The following is a 21,730-nucleotide window of genomic DNA, read 5'->3' on the forward strand; positions in this document are numbered from 1 at the left end:
GAATGAAAAAAATTCTTATAACTGGCGGAGCTGGTTTTATTGGATCTCATGTAGTAAGACGTTTTGTAAATAAATATCCTGAATATAGTATATTTAATTTAGACGCCTTGACTTATGCTGGGAATCTTGAAAATATAAAGGATATTGAAAATGAACCTAATTATACTTTTGTAAAAGGTGATATTGTTGATGAAGCGTTTATAAATGAGCTTTTTTCATTACATAATTTTGATGGTGTTTTACATTTAGCTGCCGAGTCCCATGTAGATCGCTCGATTGAAGATCCATTAGCATTTGTGAAAACGAATGTTATTGGAACTATGAATTTGCTAAATGCAGCAAAAAATCAATGGAAAGATAACTTTGAGGATAAAAGATTCTATCATATTAGTACAGATGAAGTATATGGCTCACTAGGTACTGAAGGATTTTTTACAGAAACGACCTCATATGATCCTAATTCACCGTATTCAGCTTCTAAGGCAAGTTCAGATCATTTCGTAAGAGCCTATGGTGAAACGTATGGTTTACCTTATGTTTTGACAAATTGTTCTAATAATTATGGTTCGTATCATTTTCCTGAAAAATTGATTCCCCTGTTTATCAATAACATTATTAATAATAAGCCATTACCGGTATATGGAGATGGAAATTATACACGTGATTGGCTATTTGTCGAAGATCATGCAATTGCTATAGATTTAGTTTTCCATGAAGGAAAAAATCATGAAACTTATAATATTGGGGGTTTTAATGAATGGAAAAATATTGATTTAGTAAAATTACTTTGTCAAATTATGGATCAAAAATTAGGAAGAGATCCAAGAACTTCTGAAGGGTTGATTACCTACGTTAAAGATCGTCCCGGTCATGATCTAAGATATGCAATAGATGCTTCAAAGATTAATAAAGAGTTGGGTTGGAAACCATCTGTTACTTTTGAAGACGGACTAGAGAAAACTATAAATTGGTATCTAAATAATGAAGAATGGCTGCAAAACGTAACCTCTGGAGCTTATAAAGAATATTACCAAAAACAATACTCATAGACAGAGTATAAAACAACATTTAAAAAAATCATATATGAAAAAAATAATATACGCTCTTATTCTTTGCGTGGTACTATTAATGTCACTTAATATTAATGCGCAAGATATACTTAAATCTAAGGATTTGAGTGCTATACAGGTTGACTATCTTTCAGATGATGATTTGGCAAATATTAGCACTCAATTAAAGAGTAATAATGCGACTATTGATCAAGTTGAACCAATGGCCTTATCAAAAGGAATGAGCCAGACAGAATTCAATAAACTTAAGGTTAAACTTAATGAATACGAGAAGAAAAATGGCAAGAATTCTACGAGTAATAAAAGTAGCAAGCCAAAAATAGAACAAAAAGATTCTGGGTTCGGAAGAAAGGAAGAAAAAATAAAAAATGAAAAAGTAAAAGATTCCACAAATGCATTAATTTTTGGTTCAGAATTATTTGATAATCCAACCTTGAACTTTGAACCTGATTTAAAATTAGCTACTCCAATGAATTACATTCTTGGCCCTGGTGATGAATTACAGGTTAGCATATATGGTGCTCAGCAATTTGATGCAGCTATACCGGTAAGCGTCGAGGGGAAAATTACTATTGATTATGTTGGACAAATCGAAGTATCGGGAATGTCAATAGAGGCCGCTTCTAACAAGATAAAAACTGCTATTGCAAAAGTTTATAGCACAGTTCGTTCAGGACAGTCTCAAGTTAGTATTAGTTTAAGTCAAATAAGAACTATAAAAGTAACGATAGTAGGCGGTAAGCAGCCTGGTAATTATTCAATTTCTTCATTAGCGACAGTTTATAATGCCTTGCATTTGGCTGGGGGACCAGGAAAAAATGGTAGTTACAGAAATATAGAATTGATTCGAAACAATAAAGTTTATAAAAATATTGACATCTATAGATTTTTAGTAAAAGGTGATCAATCTGATAATGTTAGCTTAAAAGAAAACGATGTAATCCGAATTCCGGCGTACAGCCAGCGAGTGACCGTTGAAGGAGAAGTAAAGCGACCGGGAATTTTTGAAATGAAGAAAGGAGAGAAATTCTCTGATTTATTGAATTTTGCCTCTGGCTTTAATGAATTTGCCTATACTGCTTCGGTAAATGTTGTACAAAAAACAGGTAAGGAGTTTAAGGTTCACGATATAAATGAAAGTGAGTATAATTCGTATTTGCCGCAGTCAGGAGATGTATTTAGGGTTACTAAAATTTTAAATCGATTTGAAAACCGAATTAAAATAGAAGGAGCAATTTTTAGACCGGATTATTATTCTTATAGTGAAGGAATGCGAATTTTAGATCTTATCACCCGGGCCGAAGGTTTAAAGGAAGATGCTTACACAAAAAGAGCAAGAATTATTCGTTTAAAAACCGATTTGACTACTGAAATTGTAAATGTAGATTTAAGTGCAGCACTATCTGGTGATCTAAATGCGGATATAGAATTAAAAAGAGAAGATATTGTAACCGTTTATTCAATTTTAGATTTCAGAGAGGAATATAAAGTGACAATTGATGGAGAAGTTAAAAATCCCGGTGTATATGAATATTTTGATAATTTAACTTTGAATGATTTAGTCGTTCAGGTTGGTGGCTTGACAGGTTCAGCTTCTAAAAGAGTTGAAATTGCAAGAATGACAAAATCGGATGTAATAGATGATGCTGATCCGAAACGTATTGAATTAATTGAACTTGAAATTACAGCTGATAACAACGAGCAAATTAAAAACTTTGTACTTAAACCTTTTGATGTAATTAATATCCGAAGAATGGCAGTTTACGAAAAGCCCCAAATGGTTATTGTAAGTGGTGCTGTAGGATATCCTGGTAAATATGTTTTGGCTAATAAAAAAGAATCGGTTTATAATGTGGTCATGCGAGCTGGAGGGTTAACGTCAATAGCTAATTTAGACGGGATGAAAATTAAAAGACCAATTAAGCAGGAACAAATTGATCAACTTGAAAGCATTGACTTGAATTTATCAAAAAATGATACATTAAAAGAAAAATTAACCAAAAAGTTAAAAGAGGATTTAAAATATGCTACAATACCTGTTAACTGGGAAGAAATTGTAAAAAATAAAAGTCATTATTCAAATGTAACTTTATTTCCAGGAGATGAAATTGAAGTGGCTATTTATAATGAAGGAGTAAAAGTGACTGGAAATGTTTTGTTAACTTCTGAAATTCCATATAGAAGCGGTAAAGGATTTAAATATTACATAAATGCAGTTGGTGGTGTTGATAATAAAGGGTGGAAGAGAAAATCGTATATAATTTACCCTAATGGTAAAGCCTCAGTAACAGGGTCGTTCTTGTTTTTTAGATCTTATCCTAAAGTAACACCGGATTCTCAAATCGTTGTACCTGAAAAACCTGAAAAAAGAAAAATGAGTACTGGTGAATGGGTTGGAATAGGGAGTGTTATTTCTAGTTTAGCTTTGCTAATTGTTACTGCTTTTAAATAAATTTTTAAATGGAAAAGAATATTATTGAGAACGATGAAATTTCATTAAAAGAATTAATCCACAAAATAAAAGAATATTGTAAATACTTATTTAACCAATGGAAAATTATTGTCTTGGCTGGAATAATAGGGGCAGTTTTAGGATTAGGATATTCTTTTATAAAAAAACCTGTTTATACGGCAACATTAACATTTGCATTAGAAGATGAGAAATCTGGTGGAGGATTGGGGGGAGCTCTAGGGTTAGCGAGTACTTTCGGTATAGATCTGGGAACTGGCGGTGGTAGTATTTTTACCAGCTCTAATTTAACAGAGTTGTTTAAATCGCGTACCATGGTGGAGAAAACCTTATTAACGCCAGTTACGGTAAATGGAAAAGAGATATCATTGGCTGAAATGTACATTGAAAATAATGAGTGGCGAGATAAATGGAGTAATAAGCCTAAATTAAAAGACATAAAATTTTTACCTGACAGTAAACGTAAGGGTTTTACTAGAGTTCATGATAGTATATTAGGAGAAATTTATCAGGATTTGTCTAAAAATTCTTTGTCTGTCGCTCAAAAAGACAAAAAAATTTCTATTATAACTATGGATATGGCTTCTAATAGTGAATTGTTCTCTCTTTACTTTTGTGAAGCACTTGCCAGACAGGTAGGTAAATTCTATGTGGATACTAAAAGCAAAAAAGCTCGAATGAATATGGAAATTTTAAAGCATCAGGTTGATTCCGTTCGTGGTGAATTAAATGGGGCTATTATGGGAGTGGCAGTAGCAAATGATAATACTTTTAATTTGAATCCTGCATTTAATGTTCGTAGGGCGCCTTCTGCGAGAAGACAGGTAGATGTTCAGGCCAATACAGCCGTTTTAACAGAACTTGTTAAACAATCAGAGCTGGCAAAAGTAACTCTACGAAAAGAAACACCTTTAATTCAAGTAATCGATCGACCTATTTTGCCTTTAAGGAAAGAAAAACTTGGTAAAATAGAAGGAATGTTCACAGGAACTCTTTTATTTGGATTTTTATCGATATTATTTTTTATTATTAAATCATTTTTTAAAATTACGCTTCGTGAGAAAATATAAGATTGCCATTATTGGCTTGGGCTATGTAGGATTACCATTAGCATTAGAATTTGCGAAAAAATACTCTGTATTAGGATTTGATATCAATCAAGATCGAATTGATGAACTTTCTAGTGGAGAAGATCGAACGAAAGAAGCCGATATTGAGGCATTGAAAAAATTGTTGCAAAAAAAAGATGAAAATGAAGGTATTGTATTTTCTTCAGATATAAATTTGTTAAATGAGTATAATGTTTTTATTGTTACTGTACCTACACCAATTAATCAATTTAAAGCTCCAGATTTGACACCTTTGTTAAAGGCATCTGAAATGTTAGGTAAAATACTAAAAAAGAATGATATTATAATTTATGAATCTACTGTTTATCCTGGTTGTACAGAAGAAGATTGTGTTCCGGTATTAGAAAGATTTAGTAATTTGAAATTCAATGAAGATTTTTATTGTGGGTATTCACCTGAACGTATTAATCCTGGAGACAAGATAAATACTCTGACTAAGATCAAAAAGGTTACTTCGGGCTCCACTCCAGAAATTGCTGAGGAAGTTGATCAACTTTATCGTAGTATTATTGAAGCTGGTACTCATAAAGCTCCTAGTATAAAGGTCGCAGAAGCTAGTAAAGCTATTGAAAACGCTCAACGTGATGTAAATATTTCTTTTGTAAATGAATTAGCATTAATTTTTGATAGAATTGGAATTGATACTAATGATGTAATCGAAGCCGCTGGAACAAAATGGAATTTTTTAAAATATAAACCTGGCTTAGTAGGAGGACATTGTATAGGTGTTGACCCTTATTATTTAGCTCACAAAGCTGAGTCGCTGGGTTATCATCCTCAAGTTATTTTATCAGGTCGACGAGTAAATGATAACATGGGAATGTTTGTTGCTAATAAGGTTATTAAATTAATGATAAATAAAGGTCAGAAAATTCAGGGGTCTAAGGCATTAATTTTAGGCGTAACATTTAAAGAGAATTGTCCTGATATTAGAAATTCCAGGGTAATTGATATTTATAATGAATTGAAACAATTCGGTTTAAATGTCGATGTTTATGATCCTCATGCTGATAGTATAGAAGTTAAAGACGAGTATAATATTCAATTGGTCAAAAAAATAAATGAACAGTATGATGCAATTATATTGGCAGTAAGTCATGACGAATTTTTAGCTTTTGATTTTAAAAAAATAAAAAATAGTTATAGTACTGTGCTTTTTGATACCAAAGCGTGTTTGGATCGTGATATTATTGACGGAAGATTATAGATTGTATGTTAAAAGTTATAGCAAATATTTTTTTTTCTATTTTTTTAAACTCCTATAAAAAGTTTAATGCATCTTATAATATTAGATTATCACCGGATATATTTATTAAATTACTTAAGTCAAAAGATAAAAAGATAAATTTAAGAAACGTAATAATTGGTAGGGGAGTAGAAATCAATGAAGGATGTTCTTTTTTTAATAACCCTGAAATATTTGGAAATGTTGTTTTAAATAAGTATGTAAGTGTGAGTGGACCCTCTACAAGAATTTGTGCAGAGGTTAATAAAGTAACCATTGGTTCTTTTTCGTCAATAGCATCAAATGTTATTATTCAAGAATTTTATCATAACTATAATTTACCTACCACATACAATATTTTGAATAATTATTTTGGGCTTAAATCTAAGCCAATATTTACTTTATCTAAAGGAGATATTCAAATTGGTGAGGATGTTTGGGTTGGATCGAACAGTGTTATTTTATCTGGAGTTAAGATTGGAAGGGGAGCAATAGTTGGAGCAGGTTCTATAGTAACTAAAAATGTTGAACCATATTCAATTGTGGGAGGAAATCCAGCTGTCAGAATTAAAATGAGGTTTTCACCAGAAACAATAACAAGATTGGAAAACATGAGATGGTGGACTTGGGATTTTGAAACCATGAATAAGAATAAAGAATTTTTTAGTGAAAATGTAGATGATAAATTTTAAAAGTTCTTTTTATTTCTTAGGAAATATGATTGGTCAAGCAATTTCTTTAATTACCGCAATTTTTATAATTAAAAATATAAGTCCCGAACAGTTTGGTAGATTCAGTGTATTTACTTCTGTAGGTTCAATAATAGGCTCAATTGCGACTTTAAAATTTGAATTATCCATCGCCATATCAAGTAGTTTGACACAAGTTTATGAAAAATTTAATTTTTCAATTTTTGTAAGTTTTATTATGAATTTATTAATGGTTAGTATTTCTTTACCATTTTTAGATTTAGGTAATGGAGAAAATATTTTGCTATTGTTTTTTTTTACAATTTGTGTATCACTAACAGGAATTATGCAACAAGTATTCTTGTATCGCGAAAACCATATATATAATGGATTGTTATCTATTATTTTGTCGTTGTTTAACTTCTTATTTATTCTCTACGTTTTTAAAGGTGAAGCTTTATTAATTAAGTCTAATGTTTATACAAATATAATTGCAATATTTGTTTTTTTTGTAATTCTTAGATTTTCAGGATTTAAAGTTACTTTTTTTTCAATTCAAAAGTTGAAAGTATTATTTAAGAATAATATTGAGTATCCAAAATTTATTCTTCCAGGATCTATTGCGACTATATTGCTTACCTATTTTCATCCAATTTTGCTTTCGCTGATATTTAGTGATAAAGAAGTAGGTGTTTTTTCATTTTCGTTACGAGTGCTACTTTTGCCTACAATAGTAATTGGCGCGGTGACATCTGGTTTGTTAAGAGCAAAATTATCTAAATTATATTTTGATAATAATTTTTTACAATTTCATATAGAGGTGGTTAAAGCTATTAAACTACTCGTTTTCGCCGCTGTATTTTGTTATATAGCACTTGTTTTGATAATCAATAATTTAAGTTTATTTATTAATATAAGTAAATGGAAAGGATTAGAAACTACATCTTTATTTTTGTTATTTTACTGTGTAGCTCAGTTTTTTTATGTGCCGCTAAGTAATATTGCAATGGTATTGGGAGAAAATAAAACACTACTTAGATATAATATTATCCAAGTAATAATAACAGCGATAACTTATATGTTTACATATATTTTAAATTTTTCTTTTTACCACTTTTTAATTTTATTGTCTATAATTTTCTCTCTTTTTGCTTGTTATACTTGTTTTAAATTTTATTATATGTCAATATCTAAAAGTAAAATATCTTGAAATATATATTTCCTGTAATGCTTTTTTCGCTTTGTTATCAATATGTTCATGTAAACTATTTGGTTGAAAATTTTGATTACATGGGTTATATATCCAATAAATTTACATTTTTTGATGTCTTTACTACATGTATTTTTTTATTATTACCCTTAGTTGTAAAACCAAAGAAAATTTTGTTTTTGGATATAGCATTTTCAATATTTTACTTCTTATTATATATACCGATAATTATTACGTTTTTAAATAGTTATGAAAACACCCTAGAAATTATATATAATCAATCTTTTTTTGTACTAGGATTTATATTAATGTTTTATATTCCTAAAATTAAATTTATTGGATTGTATTTTCAAAAAATTAAACCTTTAAAATTTAGATATCTTATTTATATATGTTTAATATTTATTGCACTGTTACTGTTTCAGTATCGGAATTCGTATAAAATTGTAAGTTTTGATGATGTTTATAAACAAAGAAGTGATTCTCAACAGGATTCTGTTTTTTTTGGATATTTAACTTTATGGATTACATATTTTTTCGGGCCACTTCTTTTGGCTAATGGGTTAATAAAGAAGAATATCTTTGTTACTATTTTTGGTGTCTTATCTGTAGTGTTTATTTATGGAATTGGTGGAAGCAAGATTTCTTTATTTATACCTTTTTTGATAATTGGAATATTTTTTATATATAATAAGGGATATTCTATATTTTCATTTTTATCATATAGTTTTACAGGAATTATTTTATTCGTACTATCTATATCAAAAGATTTTCTTATGATTTCTTCCGTAATATTAATGAGAACATTTGGGATAGCTGGTCTTTTAACTTTTCAGTATAATGAGTTTTTTAAGAAGAATGACTTAACTTATTTTTCGCATGTTAATATTGTTAATTTTTTTTCAAGAAATTATCCATATGATAAGGCACTTGGATTTGTTGTTAGTTCTTATTATGGAGCAGATTCTGATGTAAATTCTAATGCTAATTTTCTCGCAACAGATGGTTTAGCTAGTTTTGGTTTAGTAGGTGTATTAATTGTATCAGTTTTATTAGGATTATATTTTTCTTTTACTAAAACACAAGTAAAAGAAGGAAATAAACTGATTTTTGGAATAATGATAGTTCCTTTTAGTTTTATAGTTTTAAATGTTGGACTTTTTACTTCGATACTTAGTGGAGGTTTTTTGTTTTTGAACATTTACTATTTGTTTTTTAAATCTGAATAAATCAATAGATCTTAATAAATATTATTATGTTAACTAAAATCTTTTATTTTTGGTCAAAATTTTTTAAAAAGATTAGGGGTAGTTCAATCTTGAATAGTCAAATACATAAAACATCTAAGATTGAGGCTGGATCTACTATAGTAAATTGTTCTATAGGTAAGTATTCTTCAAGCGGTTATGATTGTAAATTTGTAAATACTGATATTGGGTCTTTTTGCTCAATAGCAAGTAATGTTTGTATTGGGGATAGTATGCATCCTATTGACTGGGTTTCTACTTCTTCTGTATTTTATGATGTCAATGATAGTATAAAGAAAAAATTTTCGAAACATGCTTTTTCTGATGTCAAGAGAACAATTATTGGGAGTGATGTGTGGATAGGGCAAAATGTTTTGGTAAAACAAGGTGTTGTAATTGGTACGGGAAGTATCGTGGGTATGGGTAGTGTTGTAACTAAAGATATTCCGCCTTATTCAATTTTTGGAGGAAATCCTGCAAGATTAATCAGATACAGATTTCCAGTTGAAACTATTGATAAGCTATTAGAAACAACTTGGTGGGAATTAGATGATGACAAAATAGTAAGTTTGGCTGTTGATTTTAACTCCCCTGAAGAATTAATAAAAAAAATATAATAATGAAAATATTACATTGCTGCTTAGCAGCTTTCTATATAGATAATTATAGCTATCAGGAAAATGTGCTGCCTAAGATGCACAAAATTCAAGGGCACGATGTTAGAATATTAGCATCAACAGAAACTTTCATAAATAATTCTTTATTAGGGTTTACAGAATCTGGCAAGTATTATAATTCGGACGGTATTTTAGTATCAAGGGTTCCGTATGCTAAATTTTTACCGAGATTTATTATGAAAAAACTTCGTTTTTATAATTATATAAAAATAAATATAGAGGAGTTCAAGCCTGATATTATTTTCTTACACGATTGTCAATTTTTGAGTATTAAGGAGATTGTCAAATATGCTCAAAAAAATAAAAATGTTAAAATTTTTGTTGATGGACATACAGATTTTATAAACAGTGGGACTAATTGGATTTCGAAAAATATTCTTCATAAGATCATTTATAGAAAGTGTGCAAAAATGATTGAACCTTTTACGGAAAAATTTTACGGAGTTCTCCCAATACGAGTCGATTTTTATAGAGACGTATATAAAATCCCGGCGTCAAAAATAGATTTACTTGTTCTTGGCGCTGATCATACTCAGATTGATATTATAAACAGAAATAAATATAGAGATACTATCATTGAAGAGTCAAAATTTGAGAAGGATGATTTTATTATTGTAACCGGTGGTAAAATTGATGAGAGGAAAAATATTCATTATTTAATGGAGGCTGTTAGTTTAATAAATAATCCCAAAATTAAATTAATTGTGTTTGGTAGTGTTACAGAGGAAATGAAAGAAAAAATTATGTCATTTGCATCTTGTAGTAGTATTAATTATATTGGATGGATATCTGTTCAGGATTCCTATAAATATTTGCTTTCTGCTGATTTAGCGGTTTTTCCTGGTACTCATTCTGTTTTATGGGAACAAGCTGTTGGGTTAGGTGTACCGACTGTTTTTAAGCTGTGGGAAGGAATGAGACATGTTGATGTTGGCGGAAATTGCCTATTTCTCGAAAGTGTTGACGCTATTGTTTTAAAGGAAACAATTGAGAGGATTTTTAATGACCAAACTCTTTATGATAAAATGAAAGATGTTGCAATAAATCATGGAATTAATAAATTTTCTTATTTTGAAATAGCTAAGAAAGCAATAGCTCCTAACTATTTCTATTCTAATACTACAAATCAAATTTAAACAGTATTAATTACTTATATGAGTAATTAATTTAATATTATATAAATAAACTATATCATGAAGCAAAAAACATATCAAATTTGCACAAAAACAATTATGGATACTTCAGATCCTAGTATTATTTTTGATGAAAATGGAGTGTCAGATTATTATCATAATTTTCATAACAATATGTTGCCTAATTGGCATCCAGATGAGCGAGGGCATATTGAGTTAATGAAAATGGCTGAAAAAATTAAAAAAGAAGGAAAAGGAAAGGACTTTGATTGTATTATCGGATTAAGTGGTGGTTTGGATAGTTCTTATGTTGCGTATCTTGCAAAAGAAGTTATGGGTTTAAGACCATTGTTATTTCACGTGGATGCTGGATGGAACACAAGACAAGCAGTTAGTAATATTGAAAAATTGGTTAATGGTTTAGGTTTAGATTTATATACTGAAGTAATTAACTGGGAGGAAATGAAAGATTTGCATGTAGCATTATTAAAATCTCAAATTGCCGATCAGGATTTACCTCAAGATTACGCTTTTTTTTCGTCTCTATACAAGTTTGCTAGAAAAAATAAGATAAAATATGTAGTTACAGGGTCTAATATATCAACTGAATGTTGTAGAGAACCAAGAGAATGGGGGGGGTCTATTGGTATCGATACGACTTTAATTAAAGATATACATTCTAAATTTGGATCCAAGCCGTTAAAAACTTTTCCACTTGTGGACGTATTAACATATAAGATATTTTACCGTTACTTTCTTGGTATGCAGGTTTTTAAGCCTTTGGATTTATATCCTTTTTATAAAGATGATGCAGAAAAACTATTATTTGAAAAATTTGGATGGGAAAAATTTCAACATAAACACCATGAATCTCGTTTTACGAGATTTTATGAAGATTACTGGATGCCAAGAAAATTTGGTTATGAAAAAAGAAGAGCACATTTTTCGAGTTTGATTTTAACTAATCAAATGACAAGAGATGAGGCGCTGGAAAGAATTTCAAAGCCGGAATTGGACGAGTTTACTTTGAAGCAAGAATTTGAATATGTTGCTCACAAATTAGATTTAACAGTTGATCAATTGCAGGAGATTTTTGAAGGCGAAAATAAAACTTTCAAGGATTATAAAAACAAACAACATATAGTAAATATGGGTGCAGTTATTATGACTAAGCTTGGTTTGGAAAAAAGACTATTTAGATGATAACGATAATAGATTATGGTGTCGGTAATATTAATGCGTTTGTTAACGTATATAAAAGAGTGAATGTACCAACGAAAATCGCCAAAACAGCCGCTGATTTAGAAGACGCTCAAAAAATAATTTTACCAGGCGTCGGTCATTTTGATCATGCAATGGATGAATTAATTAAATCTGGGATGCTTGATAAGTTAAATGAGCTGGTTTTGATTAAAAAAATCCCTGTAATTGGTATTTGTGTGGGTATGCAAATGATGGCAAATTCAAGTGATGAAGGTACTTCAGAAGGACTAAAGTGGATTAACGCTACAGTTAAAAAGTTTGATGAATCAAAAATAAAGCAAGTTACCAGATTACCGCATATGGGGTGGAATGATGTCGAGCCTATCTCAGCTAATCCACTTTTTGAGGGCTTAGAAAAAGATGCTTTATTTTACTTCTTACATTCATATTATTTTCATTGTAATGATAGAAGTGATATTTTGGCGACTTCTGAGTACGGTGGTCAATTTACATGTGCAACAAATCATGATAATGTTTATGGAATTCAATTTCATCCTGAAAAAAGTCACAGTTTTGGAGAAACCTTATTACATAATTTTGCAAAATTATAAACATGCTTAGACCAAGAATAATTCCAAGTTTATTAATTCATGAAAATGGTTTAGTTAAAACTGTAAATTTTAAAAATCCGAAATATGTTGGTGACCCAATCAATGCAGTAAAGATATTCAACGAAAAAGAAGTCGATGAATTAGCTGTTTTTGATATAGATGCGACTGTGAAAGGTTTAGAACCAAATTACAGTTTAATTGAACGGTTAGCAAATCAATCTATGATGCCGTTATGCTATGGAGGTGGTGTTAAAAACATCGAACAAGCTCAGCGCATTTTTAGTTTAGGTATCGAGAAAATTGCATTAAGTTCTGCAGTATTGGAAAACCCCAAATTAATTACAAGTATAGCGGACCGGGTAGGAGCTCAAAGTGTTATTGTAGTTTTAGATGTCAAAAAAAAATTGCTTGGAGGTTACGAGGTATATACACATAATGGTAAAAAAGCTACAGGAATTAATCCATTTAAATTTGTAGAAGAGGCTCAGAAATTAGGAGCAGGTGAAATTGTTATAAATTCAATTGACAAAGATGGTCTTATGAAGGGATACGATCTAGATTTAATAGACAAAGTTAGAGAGAAGATTACTTTACCAATGACAGTTTTAGGCGGCGCTGGCTCTTTAGAAGATATTGAAAAGGTTATTGACAAACATGGAGTAATAGGTGTCGCGGCAGGAAGCTTATTTGTATTTAAAGGTCCGTATAAAGCAGTTTTGATAAATTATCCATCACAAAAAGAAAAGAACAAGATTTTCAAAATAAATCAATAATGAAAATACAAAATAAAATTCTTCTTATAACAGGAGGAACTGGCTCTTTTGGGCATGCAGTATTAAATCGTTTTTTACATACCGATCATTTTAAAGAAATTAGGATTTTTTCTCGTGATGAGAAGAAACAAGATGATATGCGAAATCAATTGAAAAATGATAAACTTAAATTTTACATAGGTGATGTAAGAGATTATAATAGTGTGGAGCGTGCAATGCGTGGTGTAGATTATGTATTTCATGCTGCAGCATTAAAACAAGTTCCTTCGTGTGAGTTTTTTCCTTTGGAAGCAACGAAAACGAATGTTTTTGGAACCCAAAATGTAATTGATGCTGCTGGAATTAACAAAGTAAAAAGAGTTATTTGTTTAAGTACTGACAAAGCTGCATATCCCATTAATGCAATGGGGATTTCAAAAGCCTTAATGGAAAAAGTAGCTGTAGCTGCTTCTAGAAATTTGACTGACACTACAGTTTGCCTAACTCGTTATGGGAATGTTATGGCTTCTAGAGGATCAGTAATCCCTTTGTTTTTAAAGCAAATTAAAGAAAATAATCCAATTACTATTACAGATCCAAATATGACTCGTTTCTTAATGTCATTAGATGAGGCAGTAGAATTAGTTTTATTTGCTTTTGAAAATGGTAATCCAGGTGATTTATTTGTAAATAAAGCACCAGCAGGAACTATTGGTGATCTTGCACAAGCTCTAAAAGAACTTTGTAATGCAAGTAATGAAATAAAAATTATTGGAACGCGTCATGGCGAAAAACTTTACGAGACACTTTGTACTCGTGAAGAAATGGTTAAAGCTGAAGATATGGGGGATTTCTATCGTATTCCTGCTGATAACCGTGATTTGAATTATGCACAATATTTTTCTGAAGGGGAAGAAGATATTTCTTTAATTGAGGATTATCATTCACACAATACTGAACAACAAGGTGTAGAAGGTATGAAGAAATTATTATCAACATTACCATTAATTCGAAAAGAAGTTTTTGGCGAAGATGTAGTTCAAATGCCTGGATAAAATACTATATGGAACCTAAATTAATTTCAGGTAATTGCCACTCCGATCACCGCGGACTTTTGTTTTATAATAATGAATTTAACTCTTCAGTTGTTAAAAGAATTTATATAATTCAAAATAAAAGCAATGATTTAATTAGAGGCTGGCAAGGTCATAAAATTGAGCAAAGATGGTTTTCTGCTATCTGTGGACAATTTAAAATTCAATTAATTAAAATAGATGATTGGGAGAATCCGTCTAAAAGTTTAGAGATAAAAACTTTTTTAATTGATTCTGAAAAGTTAAATATACTTCATGTCCCTCAAGGATATATAAGTAGTATTCAATCTTTAGAATCAGACTCTAAATTATTAGTAATGGCGGATTATTTATTAAGTGAAAATAAAGATGAATATCGTTACGATATTGATTATTTTAAAATTTAAAATCAAATATGTTAAAAATAGGAGTTACTGGTCAGGCAGGGTTTGTTGGTACACATTTATATAATACACTTGGATTGTATAACGAAGAATTTGATAGAATTGATTTTCAAAAGGAATATTTTGAAGATGAATATAAATTAAATGATTTTGTGGCACAATGCGATGTAATTGTTCATTTAGCAGCTATGAATCGTCATAATGATCCCCAGGTTATTTATGATACTAATCTTAGTTTAGTTCAAAAATTAGTCAATTCCCTTAAGTCAACAAATAGTAAAGCTCATGTTCTTTTTTCTTCATCAACTCAGGAAGAAAGAGATAATTTGTACGGAAAATCTAAGAAAGCAGGAAGAGAATTGATGATTGATTGGGTAAAGAGTTCAGAAGGAAAATTTACCGGAATGATTATTCCTAATGTTTTTGGACCTTTCGGGCATCCAAATTACAATTCAGTCATAGCTACTTTTTGCCACAAATTATCACATAATGAAACACCTGCTATTGATGTAGATGGTGATTTAAAATTAATTTATGTTGGAGAATTAGTTGATGCTATTCTTTCTGAAATTAGAAGTAAAAAAGGGGGACATGAAATAGTAGTACAGCATACTTCTGAATCTAAAGTTTCTCAGATTTTGAGTTTGTTAGAAAAATACAAATCAGAATATCAGGAGAAAGGAGTGATACCAAATATAGATAATACATTTGAATTGAATTTATTCAATACTTTTCGTTGCTATATGGACATAAAAAATCACTTTCCAGTAAAATTTGTAGAACATACTGATCCGAGAGGATCTTTTGTAGAAATTATTCGATTGGGAGTTGGCGGGCAAGTTTCTTTTTCAACAACTGTTCCCGGAATTACAAGGGGAAATCATTATCATACAAGAAAAATTGAACGTTTTGCAGTAATTAAAGGGAAAGCTTTAATTCAATTACGTCGTATTGGTACTGATGAAGTATTGGATTTTTATTTGGATGGAAATGAACCAGCATATGTAGATATGCCTATTTGGTTCACTCATAATATAAAAAATATCGGTGGTGAAATTTTGTATACCAATTTTTGGATTAATGAATTTTATGATCCTAATGATCCGGATACATATTTTGAGAATGTATAATATTGACTTAAGTTAAGCCATTTTTTTTAGGTAAAAGAAAATATAAAAATGAAAACACAATTAAAAGTAATGACCGTGGTTGGTACACGACCAGAAATTATACGATTATCAAGAGTGATGGCTGCTTTAGACGCCTCTGAAGCAATTGAACATATAATTGTTCACACAGGTCAAAATTACGACTATGAATTAAACCAAATATTTTTTGATGATTTGGGGATTCGTAAACCAAATTTTTTCCTGAACGCAGCTGGTGCTACTGCTACAGAAACAGTTGGTCAGATTTTAATTAAAATAGATCCTTTATTGGAGTCAGAAAAACCAGATGCTTTCCTAGTTTTAGGAGATACAAATAGTTGCTTGTGTGCTATTCCAGCCAAAAAAAGACATATTCCAATTTTTCATATGGAAGCAGGAAACCGTTGTTTTGATCAAAGAGTTCCGGAAGAAACAAATCGAAAAATTGTTGATCATGTTTCTGATGTAAATTTGACTTATAGTGATATTGCGCGTGAGTATTTACTGCGTGAAGGATTGCCAGCGGATAGAATCATTAAAACTGGTTCTCCAATGTTTGAAGTATTGAATCATTATTTGCCTGAAATTAAAGCTTCTACTATTTTAAGTAAACTCAATTTAGAAGAAAATAAATATTTTGTTGTTTCAGCACATCGAGAAGAAAATATCAATAGTGACAAAAACTTTAATGGTTTAATGAAGACACTTAATTTGATTGCCGAAAAATATGGCTATCCTATTATTGTGAGTACACACCCAAGAACCCAAAAGATGATTGATTCTAAACAAATTGCGATGCGTTCCGAAGTGCAATTCCTGAAGCCAATGGGATTTAATGATTACAATGCATTGCAAATGAAGTCGTATGCTGTTTTGTCAGATAGTGGTACTATTTCTGAAGAATCTTCTACATTAAATTTTCCTGCCTTAAATATTAGAGATGCTCACGAACGTCCGGAAGCTATGGAAGAAACATCGGTTATGATGGTTGGTTTGAATCCAGAAAGAATTATGCAGGGATTAACTGAATTAAAAACGCAAAAAAGAGGGGTTGAGCGTAATTTTAGGCCAGTAGCTGATTATTCTATGCCGAATGTATCACAAAAAATGGTTAGAATTATCTTGAGTTATACCGATTATATTAAAAGAGTGGTTTGGAGCGAGATATAAAAAATAAAAAAATGGTTTGGATTATTTCGGAACTGTTTTATCCTGATCAAGTTTCAACAGCTCAAATATTGACAGATGTAGCAAAAAAAATTGCTAAAGAACAAAAAGTTAGTGTTTTGGCAGGGCCAATTGGATATGAAAAAAGCTATCATACTAATGATAGTGGATTAAATGAAAATATCATGGTCCATAGAGTTTCACTTCCTGAATTTGATAAAAATAATTTATTAGAAAGGGTTTTGAAACTTCTTTTGTTAACTTTTAAAATGAGTTTCTTTATATTGTTTAATGTTAAAAAAGGAGATAGAGTTATACAAGTAACAAATCCAATTTTTTTAATTTTAACAACATCATTAATTAAGAAAATAAAAAGATTTAATCTAGAAATTCTCGTTCATGATGTATATCCGGAAAATTTAGTTCCAGCGGGTATGCTTACTGAAAATAGTTTAAAATTTAAATTCATTTCAAAGTTGTTTAATTATTCATTTAAACAGGCTGACAGACTAATAGTTTTGGGTGAGGACATGAAACAATTGTTGATCTCTAAAACAAATAATAAAGTAAAGAAAATTGACATTATACCAAATTGGGCGGATGATGATATTCAACCAATTGCAGATTTTGATAAGTCAGGTTATTTAAATGAAAATGTTAAAGATAAAATAGTAATTGGATTTGCTGGAAATTTGGGAAGAGTTCAGGGGATTGTTGAATTTATTACTGTTTTTAAAAAATCAGAAAATCCCAATTTAGTATTAACAATAATTGGAGATGGAGCACTTAAAGATGAAATTAGCGATTTGATTTCAAAGGAAAACATTAGTAATGTTTATTTATTGGGGTCAAGACCTAGAAATGAACAATTAAAATTTCTTAATTCTTGCGATATTGGACTGATAACTTTAAAAAAAGGAATGAAAGGATTAGGAGTTCCTTCTAAAACGTATAATTTAATGGCCTCAGGAAAACCAATTTTGTTTATAGGGGATATTGATTCTGAAATTGACAATTACATTAAGAAATATAATTGTGGATGGTCATTTGAATGGGATGAACAAAGCATGATTGATTTCTTTAATAGATTAACACTTGATAATAAAGAAATAGTTGCTAAAGGATTAAACTCATTTAATACTTGTAATGATTTATTTTTAAAAGAAATAATTTTAAATAAGTTTTGATATGATTTTAATAACAGGAATAAGTGGCTTTTTAGGAAAGTCAATTACAAAAGCGCTAGAAAACAATTACGAACTGTTTAGCTTATCTAGAACTTATGGGGATTACAAAATTTCTTTAGAAAAAGAAGTTCCTAAGTTTGTCCAATCATTTGACATGGTTATTCATGCAGCAGGGAAAGCTCATTCTGTGCCTAAAACAGAATCAGAAAGGAAACAGTTTTATGATGTAAATGTTATAGGAACTGAAAATCTATTAAGAGGATTAGAAAATAAAGGAGTACCTAAAGAATTTGTGTTTATCAGTTCGGTTTCTGTTTATGGGCAGGAATTTGGAATAGAGATAAAAGAAGAACAGATGCCACAAGCGAAAGATCCTTATGGTCTAAGTAAAATTAAAGCAGAAATATTGATAATGGAATGGTGTAAAAAACATAATGTTGTTTGCACGATTTTGCGTTTGCCATTGTTAGCAGGAGAAAATCCTCCAGGGAATTTAGGGGCAATGATAAAAGCAATAGAAAAAGGATATTATTTTAATATTGGAGGAGGAAAAGCAAGAAAAAGTATTGTGCTTTCAGAAGATGTTGCCAACTTTATACCAAAAGTTGCAAAGATAGGAGGTGTTTATAATCTAACAGATGGGTTTCATCCTGATTTTTATGAACTGAGCATGGCTATTTCAAGGCAAAAACATAAAAAAGCACCATATAACATACCTGTATTTATAGCAAGAATGATTGGTTTTGTTGGAGATATGTTAGGAGAGAAAGCGCCATTTAATTCATCGAAATTTAAAAAAATAACTTCAGATCTTACCTTTGATGATTCTAAGGCCAGAGAGATAATTGGCTGGAAACCGCAAAGCGTTTTGGAATATTTTGAAAGAAAAGTATTTTAAATTCGTTTAAATTTAAAATACTTTGCAAAACTGACTATAGTTGCATGAGATAAAATCTTATAGATTGATATTAATAATATTTAATAAAACTACCTTTAATTCAGAAACAATTCAAAAGTTAACTGAGAATTTAGCACTTTAAATCAAAAATATAGTTAGCAGTAGTATTAAATACTTCCAAATGCTATTTATCGATGAGTAGAAAAAATAATAAGTTTTATAACTAAATAATGGAATATATAATATTAGGAATTCTTTTAATGATATTAATGCTTCTTTATTTTAAAGTGGCAAATCACTTTAATATTATAGATAAACCCAATCAGAGAAGTTCTCATACAGAAATAACATTACGGGGAGGAGGAATCATTTTTTGGTTTGCTGCATTATTGTATTTTTTACAGCATATTCAGGTTAATTATTTCTTTTTTGTAGGCATAACGATGGTCAGTTTAGTAAGCTTTTGGGATGATATTCAGAGTTTATCAAATAAAGTAAGAATTTCTATTCATTTTATTTCCATCACGCTGATTTTCTATGACTTACAGTTGTTTGATTTATTTCCGATTTGGGGAATTGTAATAGCTTACATTTTATCAATAGGATTAATCAATGCCTATAATTTCATGGACGGAATTAATGGTATAACCGGGCTTTATACTTTGGCTGTGATGGGATCATTATTGTATGTTAATACAAAAGTGCAATTATTTACAGATGGAAATTTAATAAGATACGGAATGATTGCAAGTTTAGTCTTTTTGTTTTTTAATTATAGAAAGAAAGCTAAATGTTTTGCGGGTGATGTTGGAAGTATAGCTATTGCTTTTTGGATAATTTATTTGGTTTTGAAACTTAGTTTGATTACAAATTCCCTTATTTGGCTTCTATTCATTGCTGTTTATGGCGTTGATGCTATTTGTACCATCATGCATCGTTTGTATTTAAAACAAAATATTTTCGAGGCGCATAGATTGCATTTATATCAGGTTTTAAGTAATGAATATAAGATACAGCATAGGCTTGTGTCACTATATTATGCATTAGTTCAAATAGGAATTTCGATTTTGGTTGTGTTTCTTTATCAAAAAATTCACGATGTATTGCTTTTTGCAATTATAATAACGCCATTACTTTTAATATACACATTGAAGTTTTATTTGTTAAGTAAAAGTAATTTAAGATTAAAAGCATGACTCGTAAAATAATCTAAAGTAATCTCAATTTCGATTTTACCATTTAGCAAATGTTGGCATACTCTGTCAAGTTATTGGAAAATTAATGAATAATAAACGAATTTATTTATCCTTATCACAGCAAAGTGGTTTTGAACAAGACTATGTTCAGAAGGCATTGGATACAAAATGGATTACCTCAGGAGGTCCACATGTAGATGAGTTTGAAAAGAAAATAGAAAATTACCTTGCGGACAATTTATTTATCACCGCTTTAAATTCAGGAACTTCGGCAATTCATTTGGCATTGATTTTATTAGGAATAAAAATTGGTGATGAAGTTATTTGTCAAAGTATGACTTTTTCTGCTTCTGCCAATCCGATTTTATACCAAGGAGCAGTCCCTGTTTTCATTGATAGTGAATCGGATACTTGGAATATTTGTCCTGAAAATCTTGAAATCGCAATTAAGGACAGAATTAAGAAGGGTAAAAAACCCAAAGCAATAATTACAGTTCATTTATATGGGAATCCATATAAAGTAGATGAAGTTCATGCAATTGCAGATCGCTATGAAATACCTATTATTGAAGATAGTGCTGAAGCACTTGGAAGTTCATATAAAGGAAAAAAATGCGGAACGTTTGGAGCTTTCGGTATATTTTCATTTAATGGAAATAAAATTATTACAACTTCAACTGGAGGGGCATTAATTTCAAATTCAAAGGAGTTTAAAGAAAAAGCAATTTTCTATGCTACCCAGTCTAGAGATGAAGCGATTCATTATGAGCATAGTGAAATTGGCTATAACTATAGAATGAGTAATATATGTGCAAGTGTTGGACTTGGGCAAATGAAAATTTTGGACAGAAATGTCAAATTAAGAAGGGAAAATCATAATTTTTATAGAGATATTTTTGATTCCATTGAGTATGTTGAGCTTTTTGAGTCACTCAATAAAGACTATTTTTCTAATTGTTGGATGAATACTATTTTGTTTGAGCCAAATATTAAAAGAAATTTAAATAGAGAAAGTTTAAGACTTGCTCTTGAGATTGCTAATATCGAAAGTCGTCCACTTTGGAAACCAATGCATTTGCAGCCATTTTTTAAAAAACACCTATACTATGGAAATAAAATTGCTGAAAATTTGTTTCAAAAAGGATTGTGTTTGCCATCAGGGTCAAATCTTACGAGTGAAGATAAAAATAGAATTGAAAAAGCAATCAGAAACTTTTTTAATTAAAAATTAATATGAATT

The 21,730-nt window shown here is 30.0% G+C and carries 20 protein-coding genes; all 20 read left to right on the plus strand.

The features are described 5' to 3' along the window. Positions 1-2 precede the first annotated feature (2 nt). The 20 genes from rfbB (at position 3) to ASC72_RS20720 (ending at position 21,715) form a co-directional block, all read left to right on the plus strand. Positions 3-1,049, plus strand: a complete 1,047-nt coding sequence (gene rfbB / locus ASC72_RS20625; protein ID WP_056195337.1) for a dTDP-glucose 4,6-dehydratase — start codon at positions 3-5, stop codon at positions 1,047-1,049. Positions 1,050-1,083: 34 nt separating this feature from the next. After that, on the plus strand, positions 1,084-3,522 hold the full coding sequence (locus tag ASC72_RS20630; protein WP_056195339.1) for an SLBB domain-containing protein: 2,439 nt from the start codon (positions 1,084-1,086) through the stop codon (positions 3,520-3,522). A gap of 8 nt (positions 3,523-3,530) precedes the next feature. Further along, positions 3,531-4,610, plus strand: coding sequence for a Wzz/FepE/Etk N-terminal domain-containing protein (locus ASC72_RS20635; protein ID WP_056195342.1), 1,080 nt, complete (start codon positions 3,531-3,533; stop codon positions 4,608-4,610). Next, entirely contained in the window at positions 4,597-5,877 is a 1,281-nt protein-coding gene (locus tag ASC72_RS20640) for a nucleotide sugar dehydrogenase (RefSeq protein WP_056195893.1), read from the plus strand. The genes ASC72_RS20635 and ASC72_RS20640 overlap by 14 nt, the downstream gene beginning before the upstream one ends. A 5-nt stretch (positions 5,878-5,882) precedes the next feature. Next, positions 5,883-6,587: a CatB-related O-acetyltransferase gene (locus ASC72_RS20645; protein ID WP_056195345.1), complete on the plus strand. Its 705-nt coding sequence runs from the start codon at positions 5,883-5,885 to the stop codon at positions 6,585-6,587. After that, on the plus strand, positions 6,574-7,794 hold the full coding sequence (locus ASC72_RS20650) for a lipopolysaccharide biosynthesis protein (RefSeq protein WP_056195349.1): 1,221 nt from the start codon (positions 6,574-6,576) through the stop codon (positions 7,792-7,794). The genes ASC72_RS20645 and ASC72_RS20650 overlap by 14 nt, the downstream gene beginning before the upstream one ends. Beyond that, positions 7,791-9,023, plus strand: coding sequence for an oligosaccharide repeat unit polymerase (locus tag ASC72_RS20655; RefSeq protein WP_131725841.1), 1,233 nt, complete (start codon positions 7,791-7,793; stop codon positions 9,021-9,023). Before ASC72_RS20650 ends, ASC72_RS20655 begins: the two co-directional genes overlap by 4 nt. Before the next feature lie 26 nt (positions 9,024-9,049). Then, on the plus strand, positions 9,050-9,658 hold the full coding sequence (locus ASC72_RS20660; protein ID WP_056195355.1) for a CatB-related O-acetyltransferase: 609 nt from the start codon (positions 9,050-9,052) through the stop codon (positions 9,656-9,658). 2 nt (positions 9,659-9,660) lie between these two features. Beyond that, positions 9,661-10,854 carry a glycosyltransferase family 4 protein gene (locus ASC72_RS20665; RefSeq protein ID WP_056195358.1) on the plus strand — a complete coding sequence of 398 codons (1,194 nt, stop codon included), beginning with the start codon at positions 9,661-9,663 and terminating at the stop codon, positions 10,852-10,854. Positions 10,855-10,911: 57 nt separating this feature from the next. Further along, on the plus strand, positions 10,912-12,054 hold the full coding sequence (locus ASC72_RS20670) for an N-acetyl sugar amidotransferase (RefSeq protein ID WP_056195361.1): 1,143 nt from the start codon (positions 10,912-10,914) through the stop codon (positions 12,052-12,054). Next, positions 12,051-12,665, plus strand: coding sequence for an imidazole glycerol phosphate synthase subunit HisH (gene hisH, locus ASC72_RS20675; RefSeq protein ID WP_056195364.1), 615 nt, complete (start codon positions 12,051-12,053; stop codon positions 12,663-12,665). The genes ASC72_RS20670 and hisH overlap by 4 nt, the downstream gene beginning before the upstream one ends. 2 nt (positions 12,666-12,667) lie before the next feature. Beyond that, a complete protein-coding gene (locus tag ASC72_RS20680) occupies positions 12,668-13,438 on the plus strand; it encodes an AglZ/HisF2 family acetamidino modification protein (protein ID WP_056195367.1) in 771 nt (256 codons plus the stop codon). Further along, the gene (locus tag ASC72_RS20685) at positions 13,438-14,472 is read left to right on the plus strand and encodes a polysaccharide biosynthesis protein (protein WP_056195370.1); all 1,035 of its coding nucleotides are present in this window, start codon (positions 13,438-13,440) and stop codon (positions 14,470-14,472) included. Before ASC72_RS20680 ends, ASC72_RS20685 begins: the two co-directional genes overlap by 1 nt. Positions 14,473-14,480: 8 nt before the next feature. Beyond that, positions 14,481-14,897, plus strand: a complete 417-nt coding sequence (locus tag ASC72_RS20690; protein WP_056195372.1) for a WxcM-like domain-containing protein — start codon at positions 14,481-14,483, stop codon at positions 14,895-14,897. Positions 14,898-14,905: 8 nt separating this feature from the next. Then, on the plus strand, positions 14,906-16,024 hold the full coding sequence (locus ASC72_RS20695; protein ID WP_056195375.1) for an NAD-dependent epimerase/dehydratase family protein: 1,119 nt from the start codon (positions 14,906-14,908) through the stop codon (positions 16,022-16,024). A 48-nt stretch (positions 16,025-16,072) separates the two neighbouring features. Continuing rightward, a complete protein-coding gene (wecB, locus tag ASC72_RS20700; RefSeq protein WP_056195377.1) occupies positions 16,073-17,212 on the plus strand; it encodes a non-hydrolyzing UDP-N-acetylglucosamine 2-epimerase in 1,140 nt (379 codons plus the stop codon). 11 nt (positions 17,213-17,223) lie between these two features. Then, positions 17,224-18,396 carry a glycosyltransferase family 4 protein gene (locus ASC72_RS20705; RefSeq protein ID WP_056195381.1) on the plus strand — a complete coding sequence of 391 codons (1,173 nt, stop codon included), beginning with the start codon at positions 17,224-17,226 and terminating at the stop codon, positions 18,394-18,396. 1 nt (position 18,397) lies between these two features. Beyond that, positions 18,398-19,294 carry an NAD(P)-dependent oxidoreductase gene (locus ASC72_RS20710; protein ID WP_056195384.1) on the plus strand — a complete coding sequence of 299 codons (897 nt, stop codon included), beginning with the start codon at positions 18,398-18,400 and terminating at the stop codon, positions 19,292-19,294. A 230-nt stretch (positions 19,295-19,524) separates the two neighbouring features. Next, positions 19,525-20,490, plus strand: a complete 966-nt coding sequence (locus ASC72_RS20715) for a glycosyltransferase family 4 protein (protein WP_056195387.1) — start codon at positions 19,525-19,527, stop codon at positions 20,488-20,490. Between the two features lie 85 nt (positions 20,491-20,575). After that, positions 20,576-21,715: a DegT/DnrJ/EryC1/StrS aminotransferase family protein gene (locus ASC72_RS20720; protein ID WP_056195390.1), complete on the plus strand. Its 1,140-nt coding sequence runs from the start codon at positions 20,576-20,578 to the stop codon at positions 21,713-21,715. Positions 21,716-21,730: the final 15 nt, after the last annotated feature.

It is taken from the genome of Flavobacterium sp. Root420 (assembly GCF_001427905.1).
GTDB lineage: Bacteria > Bacteroidota > Bacteroidia > Flavobacteriales > Flavobacteriaceae > Flavobacterium.

What these genes read in the sequence shown, in the direction of transcription:
- rfbB (WP_056195337.1), top strand. Translation starts at nt 3, where the DNA reads ATGAAAAAAATTCTTATAACTGGCGGAGCTGGTTTTATTGGATCTCAT.
- ASC72_RS20630 (WP_056195339.1), top strand. Translation starts at nt 1,084, where the DNA reads ATGAAAAAAATAATATACGCTCTTATTCTTTGCGTGGTACTATTAATG.
- ASC72_RS20635 (WP_056195342.1), top strand. Translation starts at nt 3,531, where the DNA reads ATGGAAAAGAATATTATTGAGAACGATGAAATTTCATTAAAAGAATTA.
- ASC72_RS20645 (WP_056195345.1), top strand. Translation starts at nt 5,883, where the DNA reads ATGTTAAAAGTTATAGCAAATATTTTTTTTTCTATTTTTTTAAACTCC.
- ASC72_RS20650 (WP_056195349.1), top strand. Translation starts at nt 6,574, where the DNA reads ATGATAAATTTTAAAAGTTCTTTTTATTTCTTAGGAAATATGATTGGT.
- ASC72_RS20660 (WP_056195355.1), top strand. Translation starts at nt 9,050, where the DNA reads ATGTTAACTAAAATCTTTTATTTTTGGTCAAAATTTTTTAAAAAGATT.
- ASC72_RS20665 (WP_056195358.1), top strand. Translation starts at nt 9,661, where the DNA reads ATGAAAATATTACATTGCTGCTTAGCAGCTTTCTATATAGATAATTAT.
- ASC72_RS20670 (WP_056195361.1), top strand. Translation starts at nt 10,912, where the DNA reads ATGAAGCAAAAAACATATCAAATTTGCACAAAAACAATTATGGATACT.
- hisH (WP_056195364.1), top strand. Translation starts at nt 12,051, where the DNA reads ATGATAACGATAATAGATTATGGTGTCGGTAATATTAATGCGTTTGTT.
- ASC72_RS20680 (WP_056195367.1), top strand. Translation starts at nt 12,668, where the DNA reads ATGCTTAGACCAAGAATAATTCCAAGTTTATTAATTCATGAAAATGGT.
- ASC72_RS20685 (WP_056195370.1), top strand. Translation starts at nt 13,438, where the DNA reads ATGAAAATACAAAATAAAATTCTTCTTATAACAGGAGGAACTGGCTCT.
- ASC72_RS20690 (WP_056195372.1), top strand. Translation starts at nt 14,481, where the DNA reads ATGGAACCTAAATTAATTTCAGGTAATTGCCACTCCGATCACCGCGGA.
- ASC72_RS20695 (WP_056195375.1), top strand. Translation starts at nt 14,906, where the DNA reads ATGTTAAAAATAGGAGTTACTGGTCAGGCAGGGTTTGTTGGTACACAT.
- wecB (WP_056195377.1), top strand. Translation starts at nt 16,073, where the DNA reads ATGAAAACACAATTAAAAGTAATGACCGTGGTTGGTACACGACCAGAA.
- ASC72_RS20705 (WP_056195381.1), top strand. Translation starts at nt 17,224, where the DNA reads ATGGTTTGGATTATTTCGGAACTGTTTTATCCTGATCAAGTTTCAACA.
- ASC72_RS20710 (WP_056195384.1), top strand. Translation starts at nt 18,398, where the DNA reads ATGATTTTAATAACAGGAATAAGTGGCTTTTTAGGAAAGTCAATTACA.
- ASC72_RS20715 (WP_056195387.1), top strand. Translation starts at nt 19,525, where the DNA reads ATGGAATATATAATATTAGGAATTCTTTTAATGATATTAATGCTTCTT.
- ASC72_RS20720 (WP_056195390.1), top strand. Translation starts at nt 20,576, where the DNA reads ATGAATAATAAACGAATTTATTTATCCTTATCACAGCAAAGTGGTTTT.